Annotated in this window: 19 protein-coding genes; 6 read left to right on the forward strand and 13 right to left on the reverse strand. The window is 75.2% G+C overall.

From position 1 onward, the window contains the following. Positions 1-96: 96 nt before the first annotated feature. From ACIQIB_RS22490 to ACIQIB_RS22530, 9 genes are all read right to left on the reverse strand, one after another. The gene (locus tag ACIQIB_RS22490) at positions 97-1,488 is read right to left on the reverse strand and encodes a DHA2 family efflux MFS transporter permease subunit (RefSeq protein ID WP_400760021.1); all 1,392 of its coding nucleotides are present in this window, start codon (positions 1,486-1,488) and stop codon (positions 97-99) included. Next, positions 1,485-2,642 (reverse strand): AMP-binding protein, encoded by a 1,158-nt coding sequence (locus tag ACIQIB_RS22495; RefSeq protein ID WP_400760023.1) that lies wholly within the window; start codon positions 2,640-2,642, stop codon positions 1,485-1,487. The genes ACIQIB_RS22490 and ACIQIB_RS22495 overlap by 4 nt, the downstream gene beginning before the upstream one ends. Further along, positions 2,639-3,625: a hypothetical protein gene (locus ACIQIB_RS22500; protein WP_363604230.1), complete on the reverse strand. Its 987-nt coding sequence runs from the start codon at positions 3,623-3,625 to the stop codon at positions 2,639-2,641. The genes ACIQIB_RS22495 and ACIQIB_RS22500 overlap by 4 nt, the downstream gene beginning before the upstream one ends. Then, on the reverse strand, positions 3,618-4,397 hold the full coding sequence (locus ACIQIB_RS22505; protein ID WP_400760025.1) for an alpha/beta fold hydrolase: 780 nt from the start codon (positions 4,395-4,397) through the stop codon (positions 3,618-3,620). The genes ACIQIB_RS22500 and ACIQIB_RS22505 overlap by 8 nt, the downstream gene beginning before the upstream one ends. Further along, positions 4,394-5,884, reverse strand: a complete 1,491-nt coding sequence (locus tag ACIQIB_RS22510; RefSeq protein ID WP_400760028.1) for a class I adenylate-forming enzyme family protein — start codon at positions 5,882-5,884, stop codon at positions 4,394-4,396. The genes ACIQIB_RS22505 and ACIQIB_RS22510 overlap by 4 nt, the downstream gene beginning before the upstream one ends. Continuing rightward, entirely contained in the window at positions 5,881-6,561 is a 681-nt protein-coding gene (locus ACIQIB_RS22515; RefSeq protein ID WP_400760031.1) for a class I SAM-dependent methyltransferase, read from the reverse strand. The genes ACIQIB_RS22510 and ACIQIB_RS22515 overlap by 4 nt, the downstream gene beginning before the upstream one ends. Positions 6,562-6,831: 270 nt before the next feature. Next, positions 6,832-7,689, reverse strand: a complete 858-nt coding sequence (ddaH, locus tag ACIQIB_RS22520; protein ID WP_400760034.1) for a dimethylargininase — start codon at positions 7,687-7,689, stop codon at positions 6,832-6,834. Positions 7,690-7,729: 40 nt separating this feature from the next. After that, entirely contained in the window at positions 7,730-8,353 is a 624-nt protein-coding gene (locus ACIQIB_RS22525; protein WP_400760036.1) for a response regulator transcription factor, read from the reverse strand. Beyond that, positions 8,350-8,988, reverse strand: a complete 639-nt coding sequence (locus ACIQIB_RS22530; protein WP_400760039.1) for a LuxR C-terminal-related transcriptional regulator — start codon at positions 8,986-8,988, stop codon at positions 8,350-8,352. The genes ACIQIB_RS22525 and ACIQIB_RS22530 overlap by 4 nt, the downstream gene beginning before the upstream one ends. Before the next feature lie 445 nt (positions 8,989-9,433). Here ACIQIB_RS22530 and ACIQIB_RS22535 point away from each other — a divergent pair, with 445 nt between their 5' ends. The 6 genes from ACIQIB_RS22535 (at position 9,434) to ACIQIB_RS22560 (ending at position 18,045) form a co-directional block, all read left to right on the forward strand. Continuing rightward, on the forward strand, positions 9,434-12,718 hold the full coding sequence (locus ACIQIB_RS22535) for a type 2 lanthipeptide synthetase LanM family protein (protein WP_400760042.1): 3,285 nt from the start codon (positions 9,434-9,436) through the stop codon (positions 12,716-12,718). Positions 12,719-12,795: 77 nt separating this feature from the next. Continuing rightward, positions 12,796-13,011, forward strand: coding sequence for a hypothetical protein (locus ACIQIB_RS22540; protein WP_400760044.1), 216 nt, complete (start codon positions 12,796-12,798; stop codon positions 13,009-13,011). A gap of 146 nt (positions 13,012-13,157) precedes the next feature. Then, positions 13,158-16,079 carry an AAA family ATPase gene (locus ACIQIB_RS22545; protein WP_400760047.1) on the forward strand — a complete coding sequence of 974 codons (2,922 nt, stop codon included), beginning with the start codon at positions 13,158-13,160 and terminating at the stop codon, positions 16,077-16,079. Between the two features lie 214 nt (positions 16,080-16,293). Further along, positions 16,294-16,833: a hypothetical protein gene (locus tag ACIQIB_RS22550; protein ID WP_363604249.1), complete on the forward strand. Its 540-nt coding sequence runs from the start codon at positions 16,294-16,296 to the stop codon at positions 16,831-16,833. Positions 16,834-16,835: 2 nt separating this feature from the next. Then, complete coding sequence (locus ACIQIB_RS22555) at positions 16,836-17,216, forward strand: tail fiber domain-containing protein (RefSeq protein ID WP_363604251.1); 381 nt, start codon at positions 16,836-16,838, stop codon at positions 17,214-17,216. A gap of 79 nt (positions 17,217-17,295) precedes the next feature. Continuing rightward, positions 17,296-18,045, forward strand: a complete 750-nt coding sequence (locus tag ACIQIB_RS22560) for a 2OG-Fe(II) oxygenase (protein ID WP_400760048.1) — start codon at positions 17,296-17,298, stop codon at positions 18,043-18,045. A 163-nt stretch (positions 18,046-18,208) separates the two neighbouring features. Here the strand turns inward: ACIQIB_RS22560 and ACIQIB_RS22565 are convergent, their stop codons facing one another. The 4 genes from ACIQIB_RS22565 to ACIQIB_RS22580 all read right to left on the reverse strand — a co-directional run bounded on the left by ACIQIB_RS22565 (position 18,209) and on the right by ACIQIB_RS22580 (position 22,548). Next, entirely contained in the window at positions 18,209-19,393 is a 1,185-nt protein-coding gene (locus ACIQIB_RS22565) for a cytochrome P450 (RefSeq protein WP_400760051.1), read from the reverse strand. A 31-nt stretch (positions 19,394-19,424) separates the two neighbouring features. Next, positions 19,425-20,798: an NAD(P)/FAD-dependent oxidoreductase gene (locus tag ACIQIB_RS22570; protein ID WP_400760054.1), complete on the reverse strand. Its 1,374-nt coding sequence runs from the start codon at positions 20,796-20,798 to the stop codon at positions 19,425-19,427. Continuing rightward, on the reverse strand, positions 20,788-20,997 hold the full coding sequence (locus ACIQIB_RS22575; protein ID WP_363604257.1) for a ferredoxin: 210 nt from the start codon (positions 20,995-20,997) through the stop codon (positions 20,788-20,790). The genes ACIQIB_RS22570 and ACIQIB_RS22575 overlap by 11 nt, the downstream gene beginning before the upstream one ends. A 270-nt stretch (positions 20,998-21,267) precedes the next feature. Continuing rightward, positions 21,268-22,548, reverse strand: coding sequence for an MFS transporter (locus ACIQIB_RS22580; protein ID WP_363604259.1), 1,281 nt, complete (start codon positions 22,546-22,548; stop codon positions 21,268-21,270). Positions 22,549-22,576 lie beyond the last annotated feature (28 nt).

Below are 22,576 nucleotides of genomic sequence, written 5' to 3' on the forward strand. Positions count from 1 at the left end.
GCCGGTCTCACCGCTGGGCGGCCGGGGCCGCGTGGATCATCCAGCGGCCGCTCTCGGCGGTGCTGTCGTTCTGGACGGTGCGCTTCTTCATGGTGTTCACCCCCTCTCCGGGGATCCGCTGCCGACGAGGACCCGCGGCGTCGTCCGGGCGGCCAGGAAGGCCAGCCCGCCGACGGACGCCGCGGAGGCGAGGAGGACCAGCGCGAGCCGTACCGAACCGGCGGACGGCGTGGTCCGGACGAGCGGTCCGACGACGGCGGCGCCGGCCATCGAACCGACCTGCATGGCCGTGCCGAGCACCCCGGAGGCGGCTCCGCTCAGCCGGGCGGGCACGTCGTGCAGTGCGGCGGTCACCAGCGGCGTGAGCAGGAAGGCGTTGCCGGCCCCGATCACGCACATCGGTGCCACGAACTCCGGCCACCGCGCGCCGGTGCGCATCGCGGCGGCGGCCCACAGCATGCCCGCCACGGTCGCGCCGAGCCCGCCGAGCACCAGCAGCCTGCCCTCGACCCTGCCCGAGAGCCGGCCGGCCACCGGATTGAGGAGCATCGAACAGGCCGAGGCCGGCACCAGGACCAGCCCGGCCAGCAGCGCGCCGTAGCCCGCCACCGACTGGAAGTAGATCGACAGCAGCACCACCAGCCCGGTCACCGTGGTGGCGACGACCGCCCCGCAGGCGGTCATCCGGGTGAAGGCCCGGTCGGCGAAGAGCGCGAACGGCACCAGGGGCGCGTGCTCCTGCCGTCGCCGCTGCTGCGCCACGAAGCCGGCCGACAGCGCGGCCCCGGCCGCGAACAGCGCCCAGATCCAGCCGCTCCACCGGTACTGCGCGCCCTGGGTGACCGCGAAGCTCAGGCAGAGCAGCGCGGCCGCCGCGAGCGCCGCCCCCGGCAGGTCCGGCCGCTGCCCGCCGGTCGGCCGGGCGTCCGGGATCGCCAGCCGCCCCAGCACCATCGCGGCCACCCCGACCGGGACGTTCACCAGGAAGACCCACCGCCAGTCGAGCGCGCCGACCAGCACGCCGCCCACCACCGGTGCCGCCACCGCGGCGACGCCGCCGACCGCGCCCCGGACCCCGAAGGCCGTACCGCGGCGCTCGGCCGGGAAGTGCCGCACCAGCATCGCCATGGTCTGCGGGGAGAACAGGGCCGCGCCGACGCCCTGGAGCACCCGGGCCGCGATCAGCTGGCCCGGCGACCGGGCCGCCCCGCAGGCCAGGCTGGCGACGGTGAAGACCGCCAGCCCGGTCAGGAAGACCCGGCGGTGCCCGAACTGGTCGCCCAGCCGCCCGCCGGTGATCAGCCCGGCGGCCAGCGCGAGGAGGTAGCCGCTGAGCGCCCAGACCGCCTCGCCGAGCGAGGCGCCGAGCTGCTCGCGGATCCGCGGGATCGCGACGGTGACCACCAGCGCGTCCAGCTGCGCCAGGAAGAAGGCCACCGAGACCACGGTCAGGACGGCCCAGGGCCGGCCCCGGACGGCGGTCGTCACGGCTGCCGCCAGATCATCGGCGGCACCTTGCCGGTGCGCTCGACCCGGGTCAGCCGGTCGACGCGGGCGACCGCCAGCGCCTCCGGGTGGTGCAGGGCGATGCCGAACAGCCGGGCGGACCCGTCCAGCAGGTGCTGCCGCAGCGCGGCCGGCTCGGCGGTGCCGGTGAAGTGCACCGCCAGCCGGCGCACCCCGTGCCAGGACTCCTCCTCGCGGACCAGTTCGAGCTGGGCCTGCGCCACCCCGGGCAGCGCCGTGGCCAGTTCGATCAGGTCGCCGATGGCCAGCAGGCTGCCGTGCAGCTTGAACGTGTCGTCGGCGCGGCCGAGCACCCGCAGGCCGTCGGGCCGCCCGCACCGGCAGTGTGCCGGGGCCAGCCGGTCGCCCAGCCGGTAGCGGGTCACCGGGACCGTCCAGCCCTCGCCGGCCCGGCTCAACAGGGCTCCCTCGTCGTCGGGTTCGATGATCTGATCCGGCATCAGATGGAGCGTCCGCAGGTCGCAGGCCGGTGTGTTGGTGGCGATCACATAGGTCTCCACCGCGCCGTAGTTGCCCCAGAACCCGGCCTCGGGGAAGGCGGCGCGCACCGTCTTCTCCGCGGCCTCCGTCCACGGCTCCGCCATCCAGATCACGGTGCGCAGCGGCAGGCTCCGGCCCGCGTCGAGCACGGCCTGCGCCAGGTCGGTCAGCGCGCTCGGCGTGGCCGCCACCGCGTCCACCCCGAGGCTCTCGAACGCGTCGAGCCAGTAGGCGAGTTCACCCGCCTCCAGCGGTCCGCTGGGCACCACCCGGCAGCCACTGCGCTCGGCGAGGGCCTGCATGTAGTAGTGCGAGGCCCACATCCGGCCCGGGGTGAACAGGTTCAGCAGGACGCTCTCGGGCCGCAGCGGACGCCACTCGCGGAGCAGCCGGCCGACCGCCTGGTCGTACGACACATAGGTGATCTTGGGCGGGCCGGTGGTGCCGCCGCTGGACAGGACGATCGATCCGGTGGGCGCGGTCAGCCGGCGGGAGACCTCGAAGATCTCGGCCGGGCCGGTCACCACGAGGTCCGCCAGGCTCCCGGCGGTCGCCGGCACCGGCGCCCCGCCGTGCTGCTCCAGCTCGCGGGCCTGGTCCAGCACCCGCTCCCAGGGCAGCTCGCCGATGGTCACGACGCCACCGCCGTCCTGGCCGCGTGGCCCGCGAGGTAGGCCCGGAACCGGTCCTCGACCATCTCGGCGGCGACCCGGTCCGACTCCTCGTCCAGGCCGAACGCGGCCCCGCCGTCGAACTCGACCTCGGAGAGCCACTCCCGCTCGCCGTCGGAGATGAAGTCCACCGTGAAGTACGGGGTCGGCAGCCGCTCGGCGACATACGCGATGGTGCTCAGCATCCGCTCCGGCAGCTCCGCGTAGGCCCACTGGCGCTTGGCGCCGATGGTCCGGTTGACCATCCCGCAGTAGCCCTCCTTCCACCCGCTCAGGACGGCGCGGACCTGCCCCTCGACCACGTAGACCCTGGTCTCGCGCGGGTTCGCGATGTACGGCTGGGCGACCAGCGCGGTCTCCGAGCCGCCGGCCAGGCCGATCACCCCGCGCAGGTCGTGCACGTTGTGCACGACGGAGACGCCCAGCCCCATCGCCCAGTTCGCCGGTTTGACGAGCACCGGGAAGTCCAGCGCGTCCAACGCGGGGTCGTAGTGGCCGGTCATCGCGTCCCGGCCGGTGCCGATCTTCACGGTGGGCATCGGCGGGATCGGGCTGCCGGCCAGGTGCAGCACGGTGGCCATCTTGTCCGCGACGATGTAGCTCAGCCGTGGCGGCATCGGCAGGTAGAAGCCGAGCCGCTCCAGGACGGTGTAGAGGAAGAGCTGGTTGGCCACGTCCTGGGTCTGGTGCGGCAGCGACCACAGCATGGTGACGAAGACCGTGTCCTCGGGCGTGACCCGCTCGCCCTTCAGGTAGACCTTCGGCCGGGCCGGGTCGGTGGCGTCCACCGAGACGTCCTCGGGCTTGTGCAGGCTCAGCTCCAGTGACAGGTTCTTGGCCAGCGACCGCAGGGTGTCCCAGACCGCGCGGTCCTCGTAGGCGCGCTGGTGGGCGCTGGCGCGTTCGGGGTAGATCCAGCAGACGCGGCGCACGGTGCTCTCAGGCATGGCTGACACTCCTCGCGATGAAGTCGGTGACCGTGCGGACGAAGTCGTCCGGCTGCTCGACGAAGGGCAGGTGGCCGCTGTCGGCGAAGACCCGCAGCTCGGCCCCGGGGACGGTGCCGGCCAGCCACCGGCCGACGTCCGTGGGGTAGACCCGGCTCCGCGCGCCGTGGACCAGCAGGGTCGGGACGGTGACGGCGGCGAGCCCGGCCCGGAAGTCCAGCCCGGCCGCGTCGGCGAACAGGGTGGCGCAGGCCTCCGGGCTCCAGCGCAGCGCCTCGGCGGTCAGCTCGGCGACCAGCGCCTCGTCCGGTTCGGTGCCGGCCGCGAACGAGCCCCGGACCAGGCTGTCGGCGAAGGCGGCCGGGTCGGTCAGGGCGGTCGTCCGCAGCCGCTCGACACCGGCCGGGTCCAGCCCGCCGAAGGCCGCGTGCGGCCAGCCGGGCCCGACCGTCAGCCGGGGCGACTGCTCGACCGAGACCAGCGCGGAGATCCGCCCGGCGCCGAAGCGGTCCAGGTACTCGTAGGCGACGGTGGCGCCGAGCGACCAGCCGAGCAGCACCGCCCCGCGCAGGTCGAGCCGGTCGACCACGTCGGCCAGCTCCTGGGCCGCCCGCCGGACGGTGGCCGGCCCGTGCCGGGGCAGCTCGACCGTCACCACCCGGTGCCCGGCGGCCAGTTCCCCGGCGACCGGGGCGAAGAACCGCCCGGTGGCGGCCAGTCCGGGGACGAGGACCAGCGGGGTCCCCGTGCCGTGCGGCTCGTACCCGGTCATGTCAGCCCCAGCCGCGCGCGCAGGGACGGCTTGTCGACCTTGCCGACCTCGGTCCGCGGCACCGCGTCGACCGGCTCGACGCGGCCGTGCAGACCGTGCCGGCGCAGCACCGCGCGGGCGGCGGTGGAGGCCTCGGCCACGCTGCCGCGCGGCCGGACCGCGACCAGCACCTCGTTCCGGTAGGCGCCGGGGTGCAGCGGCAGGCTCACCGCCTCGGCGACGGCCCCGGTGGCCTCGATCTCCTCGTCCAGCACCGGCGCGAGCACCGGGCCGGCCGGGGTGGCCAGGGCGTCGGTCAGCCGGCCGAGGATCCGGTAGCGGCCGTCGGCGGTGCGGTGCGCCATGTCGCCGGTCCAGAACTCGGGGGCGCGGAACGTCCGGGCGTTGGCCGCGTCCTGCTCCAGATAGCCCTCGCTGGTGCAGTCCGAGCGGAGCACCAGCTCGCCGGTGTCGGGTGTGCCGCTCGTGCCGGGGGCGCCGGGCAGCGGGGCGATCCGGACGCCGACCCTGGCCACCGGGGCGAGACCGTCGCCCGCCGGGCCGTCCGCCATGTCGCCCAGCGCGAGGCCGAACTCGGTGGAGCCGTAGATCTCGCGGATCCTCAGCCCCAGGGTCTCCCTGGCCCGTCGGGTCACGGCCGGGCTCAGATACGCCCCGCCGCAGAGCGCCCGCCGGATCCCGGCCAGGTCCGTGCCGGGGGCGGCGGCGTCCGCCAGCTCCTCGTAGTGCCGGGGGAGCGCGCTCATCACGGTGGCCCGGTACCGCACGAGCTGGTGCAGCAGCACCCTGGGCGGGGCGTCCGGGTCGGCGAGCACCAGCCGGGCGCCGGAGAGCAGCGCGGCGAAGACATGCAGGTCGGTGGCGTGGGCGACGTCCAGGGTGTGTCGGCAGAAGACCACGTCGGTGTCCCGGATCGCGGTGTCGGCGATCCAGCGCCGCCGCTCCCGGACGAACGTGTCCTGGCGCCAGGCGATCCCCTTGGGGAAGCCGGTGGAGCCGGAGGACCAGAGCACCCGGAAGACTCCGGTGTGGGCGGGGGTGTCGTCCGCGAGCGGTTCGGCGGACGCCAGCCGGTCGAGCGGGACGGCGGCCGGGGCGTCCGCCGGAACGGCGCGGCGGGCGGGGGCGGTGGTGTCGGCAGGGGTGGCGGGGTCGGTGACCAGGAGGACCGGCCGGGTGAGCCGCAGTGCCTCCTTGGCCTCCGGCTCGGAGAAGCCGGTCAGCAGCGGGACGTAGTGGGCGCCCAGCCGGGCGGTGGCCAGGATCAGCGCCACGTAGCCGATGCCGCCGCGCAGCGCGTAGGCCACGCAGTCGCCGGCCCGGACGCCGCGCTCGGCCAGCCCGCCGGCGATCCGGTCGGCCAGGCCGAGGAGTTCGGCGTAGCCGGCCGTACCGCCGTCGGTCCGCTGGATCGCGCACGCGTCGGGACGGCGGTCCGCGACGGCGCGCACGGCCTGGTAGAGGCCCTCGGGCCCGGCGGCGGTCACAGTGCCCGCCAGCCCGCGTAGGTGGCGAACCGCCAGTCCTTGGCCAGGCAGTCGACCTGCTGGAACCCGGCCTCCCGCAGCCACGTCAGCTGCGAGTCCAGATCGGCGCAGATGTCGTACGCCATCCGCCGGCGCCCCGCGGCCCACTCCTCCGCCGGGGTGCCCGACGCGTGCACATGGGCCTCGTGCCGGTGGTCGTACATCGGCTCCAGGCGCGGACTCGGCGCGAGCAGCTGCTCCACGTTGACGAACACCCCGCCGGGCGCCAGCACCCGGTGGATCCGGGCGAAGAGGTCCCGTTTCTCCTCGTGCGGGAGGTGGTGGATCGCCAGGCCCGAGACGACGGCGTCGAACGGCCCGTCCGGCAGCGCGGCGGTCAACTCTCCGACCAGGGTGGCGATCCGCGGGTTGCCGCGGAACCGGTCGACCGCCTGGCCGAGCATCCCGGCCGAGTGGTCCACCAGCAGCAGCTCGGCACCGGGGATCCGGTCGAGCACGGCCGCGCTGAGCAGTCCGGTGCCCGCGCCGAGGTCCAGGATCCGGGGCCGTTCGGCGACGGTCAGCGCGACCGCGCCGGCCGCGCTGCCGTACAGCAGGTCGAAGGACGGGATCAGCCGGCGGCGCAGCGCGTCGAACGTCGTCGGGTCCCAGAGCTCGGGAAGAGTGGTGGTCCGCATGGTCGTTTCCTCCCGGGGTCAGACGTGCGCGGTGGACCGGCGGAGACCGAGCGGGCGCCGCCGCGGCCGCGTGTGCCGCGCGTCGCAGTGCCCCTGCCGGGTCGAGTGCCTCGGCTCGCCGCCGCGCACCGCGCGGTGACCTCTCTCGTCGGTCATCTCCGGTCCTCCGTACGCTTGTTGGCGTTCTGTTCGAGTACCTCGATGGTGCCCGCCGGGGCCGCCGCCGGGCAGAGAAGGAAGCGCAGCGACACCGGCAGTGCGCGGCACCCGTCAGGGGCGCAGCTCCAAGGTGCAGCACTTGATGCTGCCGCCGCCCTTGAGGAGTTCGGAGAGGTCGACCGGGCGGGGGCGGAAGCCGCGGGCGCGCAGCCGGGCGGCGAGGTGGTGGGCGGGTTCGGGGAGGTAGACGTTGCGGCCGTCGCTGAAGGCGTTGAGGCCGAAGACGGCGGCGTCCTCGGGGGTGGCGAGGAGGGCGTCGGGGAAGGTGCGGTCCAGCAGGGCCCGGGCGGCGGGGGAGAAGGCGGCCGGATTGTACATGATCTCGTCGCCGTCGAGGACGGCGAGGGCGGTGTCGAGATGGTAGTAGCGGGGGTCGGTGAGCTCCAGGCCGAGGACCGGGCGGCCGAAGAACTCCTGGGCCTCGCGGTGGGATTCGGGGGAGCTGCGGAAGCCGTGGCCGGCCAGGATCCAGCTGTCGGTGGCGAGGAAGTCGCCCGCGCCCTCGTTGACGTGTCTCGGGTCGCGGGTCTCGGTGAAGCCGCGGTCGCGGAACCAGTCGAGGTAGGCGGGGCCCTCGGCGGCGCGTTCGGGGTTGCGGAACCGGGCACCGAGGACCTTGCCGTCGATGACGGTGGCGCCGTTCGCCGCGTAGACCATGTCGGGCAGGCCGGGGACCGGGTCGATCAGCTCCACGGTGTGGCCGGCCTCGGTGTAGAGGGCGCGCAGGCGCTCCCACTGGGCCGTCGCGAGGTCGGTGTCGACCGGCCGGTCGGGGTTCATCCAGGGGTTGATCGCATAGCTCACCTCGAAGAACTCGGGGCGGCACATCAGGATGCGGCGCGGGCGCGAGGTCCGCGGGCGGGTGGGAGCGGCGGCGGGGGAGCCGAGGGCGAGGGCGGGGGCGGTCATGGGGGGCTCCGGGGAGAGGATCGGGATCGGCTGGATCGGGTCAGATCAGGCCGAGGCGGACGGCGTGGGCGACCGCGTGGGCGCGGTTGCGGGCCTGGAGCCGGGCCATCAGTTCGTAGATGACGTTCTTGACGGTGTGTTCGGAGCAGCGGAGCGTCCGGGCGATCACCGCGTTGCCGTGGCCCTCGGCCATCAGGTCGAGCACCGCGGTCTGGCGCGCGGTGAGCGGGGCCGGCGCGGCCGGCGGGGCCGCGGGCCGGACGGCGGGGGAGACGGCGTCGGTGAGCAGCTGGGCGAGGGCCGCGTACGGCATCCGGCCGTCGCCGTGGTGGGCGCCGTGCACGGCGGCGGCGAGGTGGGGCGGGGTGAGGCCGGCCGAGCGCAGGACGGCGGCGACGCCGACGTGCAGGGCCAGCCGCAGGCCGGCGGGCGTCACCGTGTCGCAGACCAGCAGCTGCGGGCGGTCGGTGGCCGCGCCGGTCCGGACGGCCTCCTCGACGCTGGGCGCGGCGGCCACCGTGACGGTGCCGCTGCCCGGGTGCGGGGAGGTGGCGATCCCGGCGTGGCCGAGCATCGAGGTGAGCCGGGGCGCGGCCGGGCCGGCGAGCACATGGGCGCGCGGGGCCGGGGCCTGCGGGGCACGTTCGGCGAGGAAGGCGCTCACAGCAGGCCCGCCCGCAGCGCGTAGGCGACCGCGTGGGCACGGTTGCGCAGCCGGAACCGCTGGGTGATGTCGTGCACGACGGTGGTCACGGTTCTCTGGGAGTAGGCGAGTCGCTGGGCGATCTCGCTGGTCTCGTGGCCGTCGGCGACCATGCTCAGCACGGAGCGCTCGCGCTCGGACAGGCCCGCCGCCGCCCACCCGGGGGCGTCACCGGCGGCGCCGGAGCGGTTGAGCAACTGGTCGAGCAGGTCCGGGGGGAGGGCGCAGTCGCCGCGGGCGGCGGCCAGCACCGCGCGGGACAGCCGGGGCGCGTCGGCCTCCCGGCGGCGCAGCAGGGCACGGGCCCCGGCGGCCAGCGCGTGCAGCGCGTCACCGGACGTCAGATCGCTGGCCACCAGGACGACGGCGGGCCGGCCGGCGGTGTCGCGGGTGGCGCGCAGCATGTCCAGCTCGGCCCGGGCGAACCGGTCCACGATCATGACCACCACCCGCGGCTCCGCGGCCGGGCCGCCGGGGGCGCCCGGGGTGTCCGGTTCCGTCACGGTCACGTCCGGGCAGGCGTACAGGGTGCTCTTGGTGCCGGCTTCCAGCACCGGGTCGAGGGCGACGACGCTGACAGGTACGGGTTCTCCCACCGGGTCCTCCGAAGGTCATCCGCCCGGTCGGGGCGGTGCGCGGGACAGGTACGGGCTGAGCGGGGCAGGGGTGCTGCGCAACAGCTGGTGGTACTGGACAGAGACTGCGGGCCGGCGGGTGGGGGTGGCATCGGGAGCGGCCCCCCAGCTTTGCCCGCGGCCGGGGCGCGGGGTGCGGACCGGACGGCGGCGGACCCCGGCGACCGGGTGCTCCGGGCCTGGTGACGGCGGGTCGGCCCCGGTGACGGCGGGCCGGGCCGGGCGGGGGCGGGCGGCGCCGCCCGGCCGCGCCGCCCGGTGGCCCGGCGCTCCCGCCCTGGTGGGGGCGGTCCCCGGGAGGCCGGTGCCCCGGGTGGGCGAAACCTGGGGGCTCCTGGGTAGTGGCGGGAGAATATGGGGAACCGGCCCCCATGTGGGGGGTGGGGGGCTCTGGGACGTTGGTCCTGTGACTGACACCGCCACTCCCCCCGACACCCGGACCCCGACCCTGCCGCGCTGGTGGTGGGCCCGCGGGCTGACCCTGCGCGAGCGGCTCGCCACGCCGGGCCTCCCGGTGGCCGGGCCGGCCGCGGCCCCGGGCCGCGGCCCCGGGCCGTGGTCCGCCGGGGACCGCGCCGGGTTCGCCGCCCGGCTGGCGAGCCTGGGCCTCGGCGACGGGCAGGCCTTCGCGCTCGGGGACGAACTGCCCGACCGCCTGGCCGCCCGGTCGGCCAAGCCGCGGTGGGCGCGGTACGTGGAGCGGACGGTGGCCGGTGCCCCGGCGGCCGCGGGGGCGCCCGAACAGACGCACGGCGAGGGCGTCGAGGTCTTCCTGCCGGTGCTGCGCCCGCTGATCACCCAGGCCTGGGCCGGGGTGGCCGCGCGGCTGCCCCTGCCCGAGGGCGAACACGCCGCCGTCCGGGCCGCGTTCGAGCAGCGGCTCGGCCACCAGCTGGTCCGGCGGGCGGCCCGGACGCTGGTCCGCGAGCTGAGCGAGGCCCGCGCCGAGGGCCGGCTCACCGGGGCCACCGGGCCGGAGCGGTTCGCCGCGTTCACCGCCGAACTCGGCACCGGGCCGGGGCTGTCCCGGCTCTTCACCCGCTACCCGGTGCTGGCCCGGATCCTCGGCGGGACGGCCGCCGACGCGGCCGAGGCCGTGCTGGAACTGGCGGAGCGCCTCCACACCGACCGCGCCGCGCTGGTCGCCGGACTCTTCCGGGGCGAGGACCCGGGCGCGCTGGTCCGGCTGGAGCTCGGCCGCGGCGACGCCCACCAGGGCAACCGCTCCGTCGCGCTGCTGCACTTCGCGGACGGCGGCGCCGTCGTCTACAAGCCGCGGCCGCTGGGGCAGCACGCGCTGCTGGACGAGGCGGTCGGCTGGCTCAACGGCAAGGTGGCCGGGCTGGGCCTGCGCACCCCCCGGTCGGTGCGCGGCGCCGGGTACGGCTGGCTGGAGTTCGTCGAGCACCACTGGTGCGGCTCGGTCACCGCGGCGGACCGCTTCTACCGGCGCCAGGGCGCGCTGCTCGCCCTGCTGTACGCGGTGGACGGCGCCGACATGCACTACGAGAACGTCATCGCCTCCGGCGACCAGCCGGTGCTGGTGGACGCCGAGACCCTGTTCCACACCGGCCTGCCGGCCGCCACCACCGCGGGCGCCGACCCGGCGGCCGGGGCACTGGAGGCCTCGGTGCACCGGACCTGCCTGCTGCCGAACCTGCTGATCGGCGAGAACGGCGCGCTGGACATCTCCGCCCTCGGCCGCGCCGACAGCGGCGCGTACCCGAGCGACGGGCTGCGCTGGGAGGACGCCGGGACGGACACCATGCGGGCCGTCCGCGGACCGGTGGAGAGCCCGGCCGGGCAGAACCAACCGCTGCCGCAGGGCCGGACGGCCGGGCACGCCGACCACCGCGCCGCGCTGCTGGAGGGGTTCCGGGCCGGCTACGACGCGATCACCGCGCACCGCGCCGAACTCCTCGGCACGGACGGCCTGCTCTGCACGGACGGGCTGCCGGGCGCGGCCGGCGCGCTGGGCACGGACGGGCTGCTGGGCCGCTGGGCGCACACGCCCGCCCGGCTGCTCGTCCGCTCGACCCGGCTCTACACGACCCTGCTGGACGAGTCCACCCACCCCGACCTGCTGCACGACGCGCTGGCCCGGGACTCGGTGTTCGCCGTGCTCTGGACGGAGTCCGCCGACGACCCGGCCCGGCAGCGGCTGATCGAGCACGAGATCGCCGAACTCTGGCGCGGGGACGTGCCGCTGTTCTTCCACCGCCCGGGGCGCACGGCGGTCTGGACCGGCCGTGACGTCCGGGTGGACGGGATCCTGCCCGTGCCCAGCCTGGTCGCCGTCCAGGGGAAGATCGCCGCGATGGACGAGGTGGACCGCCACGACCAGGAGTGGGTCATCTCCGCGACCCTCGCCGTCTCCAGCGCCAACTCGCCTGACGCCGGGCCCCGTTCGGAGCTGGCCCCGGTCCGGGTACCGGCCGTCGTGCCCGAGTCGCCCCGGCTGCTCGCCGCCGCCTGCGGGATCGCCGACGAGATCACCGCCCGGGCCGTGCACGGCGACGGCCGGGCCAACTGGCTGGGCCTGGAACGGGTGGCCGGGGCGCACTGGGCGGTGCTGCCGATGGGCGGCGGACTCGCCCAGGGCTACTGCGGGGTGGCGCTCTTCCTGGCCCAGACCGGCGCGCTCGCCGGGGCCCCGCGCTACACCGCGCTGGCCCGGGAGGCGGTCCGGCCGCTGCCGACGCTGCTCTCCGCGCTGGTCACGGACCCGGAGCTGAGCGCCGCCGTCGGGCCCGGCGCCCTGAACGGGCTGGGCGGCATCGTCCACACACTGCTGCGGCTCACCGAACTGCTGGGCGGCGAAGGCGACCGCGACGGCGTCCGGGCCGAGCTCGACGGCTGCCTCTCCGACGCGCTGACCGCCCTCGCCCACGCCGCCGACGCCCTGCCCGACGGGCCCGGTGCCACCGGACCCGTCACCGGTCTGGCCGACGGCCTCGCCGGCGCGCTCGCCGCCGTGCTGCCCCTCTGCCGGACGACCGGCGACCGGCGGGTGGCCGAGCGGGCGGCCGAGCAGGCCCGGCGCCTCGCCGACCGGCTGCTCGCCCTCACCGGGGCGGGCTCCGGGGCGACCGGCCTCGCCCACGGCGACGCGGGCACCGGCTGGGCGCTGCTGAGGTACGCCGCCGTCCGGGGTGAGGCGGGCGCGGACGGGCGGCCGTACGCCACCGCCGGGGCCGCGCTGCTGCGCCCCGCGCTGGACGCCGCGGTGCGGGCCGGGGCGGGCGGCGACCTCTCCTGGTACTCCGGCCTCGCCGGCGTCGCGCTCGCCGCGGCGGACACCCTGACCGACGCCGCGGTGGCCGACGACGCCCTGGCCGACGGGTTCGACCACTGCGTCCGCCTGCTCTCCGCCCCCGGCGGGAGCGACGACCTGAGCCTCGGCCACGGCACCCTCGGCGCGCTGGAGGCGCTGACCGTCCTCGCGGAACGCGGCCACCCCGGCGCCCGGGACGCGCTCACCCACCGCACCGGCGAGGTGCTCGGCCTGATCGAGCAGCAGGGCCACCGCTGCGCGACCCCCGACCACGTGCCGTCCCCCGGGCTGCTCACCGGCCTCTCCGGCATCGGCTACGCCCTGCTCCGGCTGGGCTTCCCCGGGACCGTGCCCTCCGTCCTGCTGCTCGACCACGCCCCCCGGGCGACGAGCGGCCCGCACCGCACCACCCGCTGAACCTTCCGCCGCACCGCCGCACCTCCCCCGATCCGCTCCCCGTACCCGCGCAAGGCCACCAGAAGGGATCCACCCTCATGAACAAGCCGACCGCCACCGCCGCCACCGCCGCCACCGCTGCCGCCGCCGAGCAGGTCCAGGGCCAGGAGCAGGACCCGGCCGGCGGGATCCGCCTCTCGGGCCGCAACCGCGCCTGCGCCCGCGCCCGCGTCCTCGCCGGCATGGTGCTGACCAGCGGCATCGTGATCACCCTCAGCAGCCTGGACACCACGGTCTCCGCGCCGCACATCTGAGCACCCCGACGGATCGTCACGACGGATCGTCACGACGGCGGTGCGGGTCCGCGCAGGCAGCGGGCCCGCACCGCCGCGTCCGCGTCCCTGCCGGGGCGGCACGCGGTCTGACGTTGAGCGGCCCGCATCAACTATGCTCACCGGTCATGCGTTCCCATGCGCCGTATGTCGTCGGACGTGACTCACAGTTGCGTTCCCTCCAGCAGGCGCTGTCCGACGCGCGGCAGGGGCGCGGCGGCGTCGTCTTCCTGGTCGGGGAGGCGGGTATCGGCAAGTCCCGCCTCGCGGCCGAGGCCGTGGGCACCGCCTTCGACTCCGGCATGCGCGTCCTGCGCGGCCGCAGCAGCACCACCGGGCCCACCGTGCCGTTCCGGCCGCTCACCGAGGCCCTGATGTCGCTGTTCCGCAGCGGGGAACCGGTGGACGACCTGGCCCTCGGCCCCTACCGGCCGGTGCTCGGCCGGCTCATACCCGACTGGAACACCGGCGACCACGAGAACAGCTCGATGGTCATCCTCGGCGAGGCCGTCCTGCGGCTGCTCATCGGCGCCGCCAAGGGCCGCGGCCAACTGCTGCTGCTGGAGGACCTGCACGACGCCGACCCCGAGACGCTCGCCGTGGTCGAGTACCTGGTGGACAACCTGGAGTACACGCCCGTGCTGCTCCTGGCCACCATCCGCACCGAGTTCTGCGACGCCCTCGACCTGGCCGGCTCGGCCCGCCGACGCGGCGTCGGCACCCTCATCGAACTCCCCCCGCTCACCCGCCCGCAGGTCCGCGACATGATCGCCGCCCAGCTGGGCACCGAGCCGGACGGCGTCCCGGAGACGGTGCTGGACCGGCTCTGCGACGACAGCACCGGCAGCCCGTTCCTGATCGAGGAACTGCTCCAGTCGATGATCAGCGGCGGCGCGCTGGTCCAGGGCACCGACGGCTGGCGGGTCGTCGGCGACCTGCGCAGCGACGTCTCCACCGCCCTCGCCCGCGGCATCCTGCGGCGGATCGACCGGCTCGGCCCGCAGGGCCAGACCCTGCTCTCCGCCGCCGCCGTGCTCGGCCGGCGCTTCCCGCTGACCGTGCTCCAGCGGATGACCGGCATCGACGACCGCAGCCTGCTCAGCCATCTGCACGCCGGGGTCGCCGCCCAGCTGGTCGTCCCCGACGAACCCGCCCCGGACTGGTACGCCTTCCGCCACCCGCTCACCGTGGAGGCGCTGTTCACCCAGCTCACCCCCGGCACCCGGGCCGAACTGGCCGGCCGGGCCGCCGACGCCGTCCAGGCCCTGCACCCCGAACTCACCGGCGAATGGTGCCCGCTGGTCGCCGGGCTGCGCGCCGAGGCCGGCGAACGCGCCGAGGCGGGCCGGCTGTTCGCGGAGGCCGGCCGACGGGCCCTGGCGGACGGCGCGATCGGCTCCGCCATCACCCTGCTGGACCGCGCCGAACGGCTGCTGGCCGGCAGCGCCGACCCCGCCCGCCGGGCCGAGGTCCTGGAGTCGCTGCTGCCCGCGCTCGCCGAGGCCGGGGACTTCACCCGCGCCTTCGACCTCGCCGAACACCTGCACGCGCTCGGCGGCGCCGGCCTGAGCGCCCCCCGGCTCGCCGCGCTGCACACCCGGCTCGCCAAGGTCGCCCACACCGCGGGCCGTTGGGCCGACGGCAACCGGCAGATCGCCCGGGCCCGGGCCGTCCTCGGCCCGTCCCCCGACGAGGCAGCCTCGGCGCCGGTCGACGTCGCCGCCGCCTACCTCGCGCTGGACACCCCGGGCCCCGACCGCACCCAGCAGGCCGAGAAGCTGGCCCGTTCGGCCGTCGAGGCGGCCCAGCGGCACGACCTGCCCACCGTCGTCTGCCAGGCCTGGGAACTGCTCGCCTCGGTCGCCCGCGAACGCGACCCCGCCGAGGCCCACGCCATGCTGGAACGGGCCCTGACCACCGCCGAACGCCACCGGCTGCCGCTCCAGCGGATGTACGCGCTCACCCGGATCGGCGGCAACGGCTGGCTCGCCGACGGCGACGCCACCGGACTGGCCACGGCCCGCGACGAGGCCCTGCGGCTCGGCTCGGCCACCATCGTCTACACCATCGACGGCATCCTGATCCTCGACTCCGTCCTGCGCGGCGAGTTCGCCGCCGCCCGGGCCGCCGCCGAGGAGTGCCTGACCGTCGTCCGGCGCCTGCGGCTCGCCCCCGCCGTCCGCTACGTCCTGATGGCGCGGGCGACCCTCGCCGCCCACCTCGGCGACCGGGCGGGGATGGACGAGGCGCTCGCCGCGTTCGCCGCCTGGGACGGCGCCGGCTCCCAGGAGGAACCGCTGACCCTCGGCCTCGCCCGGACGTTCTGCGCGCTCATGGAGGAGGACCGCGAGACCGCCCGGCGCGAACTGCACGCCGTCGGCGAACTCGAACGGGACAACCCCTCCACCTACTACCTCAGCGGCCGGCACGGGATCGGCCTGCTGCTCGACGTCCTGGACGGCCTGGACGGCCGGGCCGGCCGCGCCCGGCACGACGAGGCCGCCGCCACCGCGCCCGGCCGGATGCGCTGGAACCGCCAGTTCGTACTGTTCGCCGACGCCGTCCTGCTCGGCCGCGAGGGCCGCCCCCAGGAGGCGGCGGCCGCCGTCGCCGAGGCCCTGCGCGCCGCCGAGCCCTACCCCACCACCCTCCACCTCGGCCTGCGGCTGGTCGCCGACGCCGCCCACGCCGACGGCTGGGGCGAGCCGGTGGCCTGGCTGCGCCGGGCCGAGCACCACTTCCACCAGCACGACGTCGCCGCCGTCGCCAACGCCTGCCGCGCCGCCCTGCGCCGCCTCGGCGCACCCGTCCACCAGCACCGCACCGGCACCAGCCGCATCCCCGAGGACCTGCGCGCCCTCGGCGTCACCGTCCGCGAGTACGAGGTCTTCGTCCTGCTCGCCGAGCGCCTGAGCAACAAGGACATCGCCGACCGCCTCTACATCTCCCCGCGCACCGTGGAGAAGCACATCGCCAGCCTGATCACCAAGACCGACGAGCCCAACCGCACCGCCCTCTGCGCCCGTTCGGCCGCCGCCGGGCCGGGATAGGTTCTGCGCTCATTGGTTCGCGTTCGTCGATCGCGTTCGTCACCGTTCTGGTGGCGGTTCATCAGATCGCGCGAACTCGTGGTTGTTCGCCGGTTGGGCCAGGTGGGCGTGGATACGCTCGGTCGCGTCGTCCGAATGGGGGCGGCAGCCCGTCGTCCCGGCCGTCGTGCGTTGGTGCGGAGTTCACGCCCGGGCAGTTCCCGTGGGAGTGGACATGAGTTCTGCAGGTCGTAAGACCATCGCGGTGATGGCCGCGGCTCTGGCGTCGCTGGGCGCGGGGAGCGGTGTCACCGCGTCCGCGGCCACCCCGGCGGCCGCGCCGTGCAGCGGGGAGGAGTGCCCCAGCCTGAAGCCGACCAGGCTGACGGCCAGTCAGGCGAGCCTGAACATCACCCAGATGCAGCTGGAGAACATCTACGCGATGGCCAGCGACGCGGTGACCGGGCAGCCCATCCGCGGTGCGCGGATCGTGTTCGCCACCGTCGGCGGCCGGACGCTGGGCGCGGCCTACACCGACTACGACGGCGTGGCCGCGATCACCGCCCCGGAGAACCTGGGCCCCGGAACGCTCCAGGAGCTGCTGGGCGGTTACGAAGCCGCGATGGTCGGCGACGGCGTCCACGCCCCGGCCGGGGCCCACGGAGCCATCACCATCGGTACCGACCAGGGCCCCGGTGTCCCGGGCTCCCCGTGCGCCGTCTGCAGTGACCGCGGGCTCAAGCAGGACGTGGTCCCGGTCGACTGGAGCCGGTAGGGATGCGGCTCTTCCGCCGGCCGTCCCGGGCGGCCGACCACACCGTCCCGGCCCGTCGTCCGGCCGGGGCACAGGAGAACGGCGGGGTGGCCCCGGTCGGTGCGGTCAACGGCCACGCCGTCCTGGAGACCGTGGCCGCGCTGCCCGTCAGCACCTGGCGCTACCTCTGGGAGCCCGAAGACGTGCGCCACCTCGGGCCGATGGCCCAGGACTGGCACGCCGCCTTCGGCTTCAACCGGGACGACACCACCATCCCCGTCGTCGACGGCCTCGGCGTCGCCCTGGTGTGCGTCCAGGCACTGCACCGCCGCGTGGAAGAACTCACGGCCGAAGTGGACCGGCTGCGAGCAGCCGCGGGCGTGCACACGCCCGGGGCCGCGTGACGGCGGCGCCCAATCCCTGGGCGACTCGGGGGAGTCGGCCCCCGCGGAACCCTCGTCGCGATCCGGAAGGCAGGAAACCTTGGCACCACACGACACCGTGACGGGACCGTCCGAGGCGGTGGATCAGCGGTCGCCGGTGTGTACGGACGCGATCTGGCGGCTTCCGGTGACGGTCTGTCGCATCACCCAGTTCCTGGGCGAGCGGACGGCCGGCGCCCTCCTGGAGCGCGCCATCGCCTCCGCCGGCGACACGTTGAAGCCCTCCATGATCCGGGACCGGGAGGTGGTCCCCGACTTTCGCCGCTCCCGGTCGTGCCAGGACTTCGCCGCGCCCGAGTTGATGGCGGCCATCGACGAGGTCCTGGAGGCGGTCGAGCACACGCTGGGAGTCTCCTGCCGGAACACCGAACCCAGCTACAGCCTCAACGTGCACAACGACGGCGACTTCTACCGGCCGCACCAGGACACCAGCGCCGAGTTCTCCCCCCGGCGGCTGCTCACGTTCGTCTATTACCTGCATCGCACGCCCCGGCCTTTCGACGGGGGCGAGCTGCGGGTGTTCGACGCCGCCCTGCCGCTGTACACCGGGACGACCGGAAAGTGGGAGGAGCGCACCTGGCGGGACTGGGAGCCCGAGCACGACAGCATCGTGTTCTTCCGCCCCACCGCCTGGCACGAGGTCCGGCCGGTCGGCTGCCCGAGCAGGCAGCACGCGGACAGCCGCTTCGCCGTCAACGGCTGGCTGTGCAGCCCCGACCCCGCACGCGCGGAACGACGGCCGCAGCCACCGCGGCCACGGCCGGCAGGAGGTGGTGGGCCGGCCGGGTGAGCACGACGGACACCACGCCGGGATCGAAGTCGTCGTCCCGCTCGAAGTCCGGTCCAGCCTTGATGCCGTTGCCTGGCTCTCCGGGTTCCGCTGGAAGGTCGGCGCACCTGGCGGCGCACCCGCGGAACAGAGCCCGATCGCCGGCACGCCCCGCCAGGCGGCCTCAGAGTTGGACGGGCAGGTGGCGGGGGCCGCGGAGCATGGCGTTCTGCCGGTAGGGGGGCGGGTCCTGGACCAGGCGTGCTGTGCCGAGGCGGGAGATCAGCGCACCGAGCGCGGCCTCGGCTTCGATGCGGGCGAGTGGTGCGCCGTAGCACAGGTGAATACCGCTGCCGAAGCCGAGGTGCTGGTTGTCCGGGCGGGCGGGGTCGAACCGGTCGGGCTCGTGGAACCGCTTGGGGTCGCGGTTGCCCGAGGCCAGCGCGAGCACGACGGAGGTGCCTTCGGGGATGGTGGTGCCGGCGACGTCGATGTCGGCGAGGGGGACGCGTTCGCGCATGTGGACCGGGGGTTCGTAGCGCAGCAGTTCCTCCACCGCTCGCGGCAGCAGGTCCGGTTCGCGACGCAGCTGATCCAGATGTTCGGGCCGGCGCAGCAGGGTGAGCACCCCGTTGGTGATCAGGTTCACCGTGGTCTCGTGTCCCGCGATGAGCAGCAGCACGGCGGTTTCCGCGAGTTCTTCCCGGGTGAGCCGCAGGGCCGGGTCCGGCTCGTTGACGAAGGCGGAGAGCATGTCGTCGCCTGGACTGCCACGGCGCTTCTCGGCGAGGTCCACCAGGTACCGGCCCATCTCGCCCCGCGCCTGGTCGCCCTCCTTGTCCCGCTCGGTGGAGTCCTCTTCGGGCCTGACGTCGGCGGACGCGACGATCGCGTCGGACCACGCCCGGAAGAGCGGCTCGTCCTCACGTGGCACGCCGAGCAGGCGGCAGATCACCGTGACGGGCAGTGGGTAGGCGAAGTCGTCGACGATGTCGATCCGGCGGCCCGCCTGGAAGGGCTCCAGCAGTTCCTCGGTGAGCCGGGCGATCTCGTCGCGCATGGTATCGACCCGGTGCGGGCTGTGCGGGGGGCCGAACGGCCGCATGGCCAGGGTGCGCAGTCTGTGATGCTCCGGGTCGTCGAGCCGCAGGAACGGCGGCTTGTGCGTCGTCTCGCCACGGGTGCGGGGATCGACACTCATCCGTGGATCGTGGAGCAGGGCGGCGATCTCGTGGTAGGTGCCGATCAGGTAGCTGCCGTCCGCCTGCCGTACAACGGGACCGGCCTCGCGGAGTTCCGCGTACAGCGGGTAGGGGTTGGGGCGGTTCGCGTAGTCGGTGATCCGGGCCAGCAAGGTGTCGGAGTCCATGGTGGCTCCTCGTCGTTGGGCGGGACGTGGGTCAGCCGTTGGGCCGCACCACGGTCAGTCGGCGGTCGGGCAGATATCCGGTGAGCGCCACGGTGGGGCCGTGGGACAGCCTCTTCGGATCCGGCACGTCGGACGGGACCGGGATGTCCGCCGCGAGCGCGCGGTCCGCCGCGCCGGGCGGGGGCGGGAACGGAGCAGCCGTCTCGATCAGGTGCCGGTAGTAGTCGAGCGACTTGGCCATGTCGACGGTGACCGCCGCGGTGACCCGCCCCTGGTAGCCGTAGACCATCGCCAGACGGCGCGCCTCCAAAGAACCCTGGGCGATGACCACGTGGTCGGAGAAGGTGGGCACGCCCACCGACTTGATGTTGAGCCCGAACTGGGTCGACCAGAACGTCGGGAGGGCAAGGTGCGGGCGCCGCAGGGGCCCTGGGCTGACCATGTTGTGGGCCGCCACCCCGGCCTGCTCGACCGCGTTTCCCCAGTGTTCGAGGGAGAGCATCTGGTAACCGAACAGCGGGTGGGGGAAGCGGGAGACGTCGCCGGCGACGAAGAGGTCGTCAGTGACGATTCCGTACATGTTGAAGGCGCGGCACCCGGCGTCGCAGGCGATTCCGCGCGGGCCCGCCGCCAGTCCGGAGTCCGCCAGCCACTCGACGTTGCGGACCGCCCCCAACGCCACGACGCACACGTCCGCCTCGACGCGGCTGCCGTCGGACAGCTCCGCGCCGGTGAAGCGGCCGCTGTCGTCCCCGCGCAGGGCGGTGACCGTCACTCCGGTGCGCAGGTCCACACCGTGGTTGCGCTGCATGGCGGCCGCGAGTTTCGACAGGGTGCCGCCGAGCGCGCCCACCAGAGGTGCGGGACCGCGTTCGGCGACGGTGACGTCCAGTCCGCGTTCCCGGCAGGCCGAGGCGATCTCCGAGCCGGTGAAGCCGCCGCCGATCACCAGCACCCGCCGTGGCCCTGCGGCCAACCGCTCGGCCAAGCCGCCGGCGTCCTCGCGGGTACGCAGGGTGAACACCCCGTCCAGAGCGGCCTCCCGCGGGTTGGGCCAGGGCCGCGCCCTGGTCCCGGTGGCGATCAACAACCGGTCGTACGGCAGCGACTCGCCGTCGGCCAGCATCACCCGCTTCCCAAGGGGGTCCAGGCCGGTGGCGCGTACGCCCAGCCGCCACTCGGCGTCCGGATCCCGGCGCATCGGCAGCCCCGTGGTGTCCGCCGCCGCCAGGCCGAGCAGCACCTGCTTGGACAGCGGCGGCCGGTCGTAGGGCGGATGGGGCTCGTCGCCGACCACAGTCAGTGAGCCGGTGAAGCCCTCCTCCCGCAAGGCCTCCGCGGCCCGCAACCCGGCCAGCGACGCGCCGACGACGACGATCCGGCCCTCTTTCAGGTCACCGGTCATCGGCGCTCACCTCCTCACCGAGGAGGATGGCCTGGACCGGGCACGCCGCCGCGGCCTGGCGCACGCGCCCGACCTGGTCGTCGGGGACGGCCGGGGCGTACAGCAGTCCCTCCTCACCGTGCAGCTGGTACACCCCCGGCGCGAGGAAAACGCACTGTGCGTAGCCCTGGCAACGCGTGAGGTCCACAACGGTTCGCATCCCCATCCCCACCACTCCCTCTGCCGCCGCACCCCCCTCTCTCCCAGCATGGGACGAGAACCGGACGCTCGCACGGCGGCTGCCCGGGGACGCCGCCGCCGCCGCGGCGGCCGCCGAGCCGACCGCCCCGCCCACCAGTGCAGCGGTGGCCCGGCCCGCCGCGGTGCAGGCCGCCGCTCCCCGTGACGAGTGTGTGGAGCTCCTTCCCCGCCCGGGGCTTCCGGAGGGGAAGGCCGGCACCGACCCGGCGAACCTGTGCGGTCGGAGCAGCTAGCGCATCTCGCGGACGCGGCGGGAGGCGAGGACGGCGAGGCCGGTGAGGGTCAGGACGAGGGCGACGCCGGTGAACATCGCGCCGGTGCCGATCTGGGCCAGGGCGCCGCAGACGATCAGGGAGAGCGGCGCGGCCGCGTAGCCGAGGACCATGTCCACCGAGATCACCCGGCTGAGCACCTCCTGGGGGATGGTGCGCTGGATCCAGCTCAGGCCGAAGACGCCCTGGAAGCCGATGCCGAAGCCCATCGCCAGCACCGTGGCGACCGCGGCGGGCAGGCTGTCGAGCGCGCCGAGCAGGCCCATGCCGACGGCCAGCCAGCCGACCAGGGCGGCGATCAGCAGGCCCACCCGGGGGCGGCCGCCGACCGTGCCGCCGACCAGGGTGCCGAGCATCGCGCCGCCGGCCAGGGCGCCGTTGAGCAGGCCGAGGGTGGTCGAGCCGCCGTGCAGGGCCTCCTTGGCGAGGGTGGCGAAACCGACCGTGAACGGCCCGGCGTAGCAGAAGTTGACGGCGGTGTCGACGGCCAGCACGGTGCGCAGCCGCGGGTCCTCCCAGGTGTAGCGCAGGCCGACCCGGATCCGGGACCGGAGCGAGTCCTCGGCGGCCGGGGCGGCGGGCGCTTCGGGTACGTCGGCAGGGTCGCCAGGGTCGGCCGCCGGGCGGCGCGGGAGGGTGCGGACGCGGGAGACGCAGAGGCCGCAGAGGGCGAAGCAGACGCCGTCCACGACGAAGGCGACCGGCGCGTCCGAGACGGCGACCACCAGGCCGCCGACGGCCGGGCCGAGCACGGCGGAGACCCGGGTGCCCACGCCGAGCAGCGCGTTGGCCGGGGTGATCAGCTCCTTCTCCACCACCGACGGCAGGATGGAGACCCGGGCGGGCTGGAAGAAGGCGTCGACCACGCCGAAGGCGGCGGCCGCGGCGCAGAGCATCCAGACCGTCAGGGTGCCGCTCAGCCCGGCCAGTCCGACCGCCGCCATCAGGGCGGCGCGGGCCCAGCTGGAGGACATCATCAGGGTGCGGGTGGACCACTTGTCGCTGAGCGAGCCGCCGACCAGGGTGAGCAGTGCCCGGGGGACGGCCTGGAAGGTGAGCACATAGCCGAGGGCGAGGGTGGAGTGGGTGAGGCTCAGGGTGATCCAGGAGAACGCGATGTAGCTGAAGCCGTCGCCGAGCAGGGAGAGGGACTGGCCCAGCCAGAGCAGCCGGAAGGAGGGCAGCCGGGCGGGTGCCCAGAGCCGTGGGCCGGCGCCTGCCAGCGTGGTCGTCGCCATGGTCGGACCTTTCGTCGGGCGCGTGGAG

It is taken from the genome of Kitasatospora sp. NPDC092286 (genome assembly GCF_044755565.1).
Lineage (GTDB): Bacteria > Actinomycetota > Actinomycetes > Streptomycetales > Streptomycetaceae > Kitasatospora.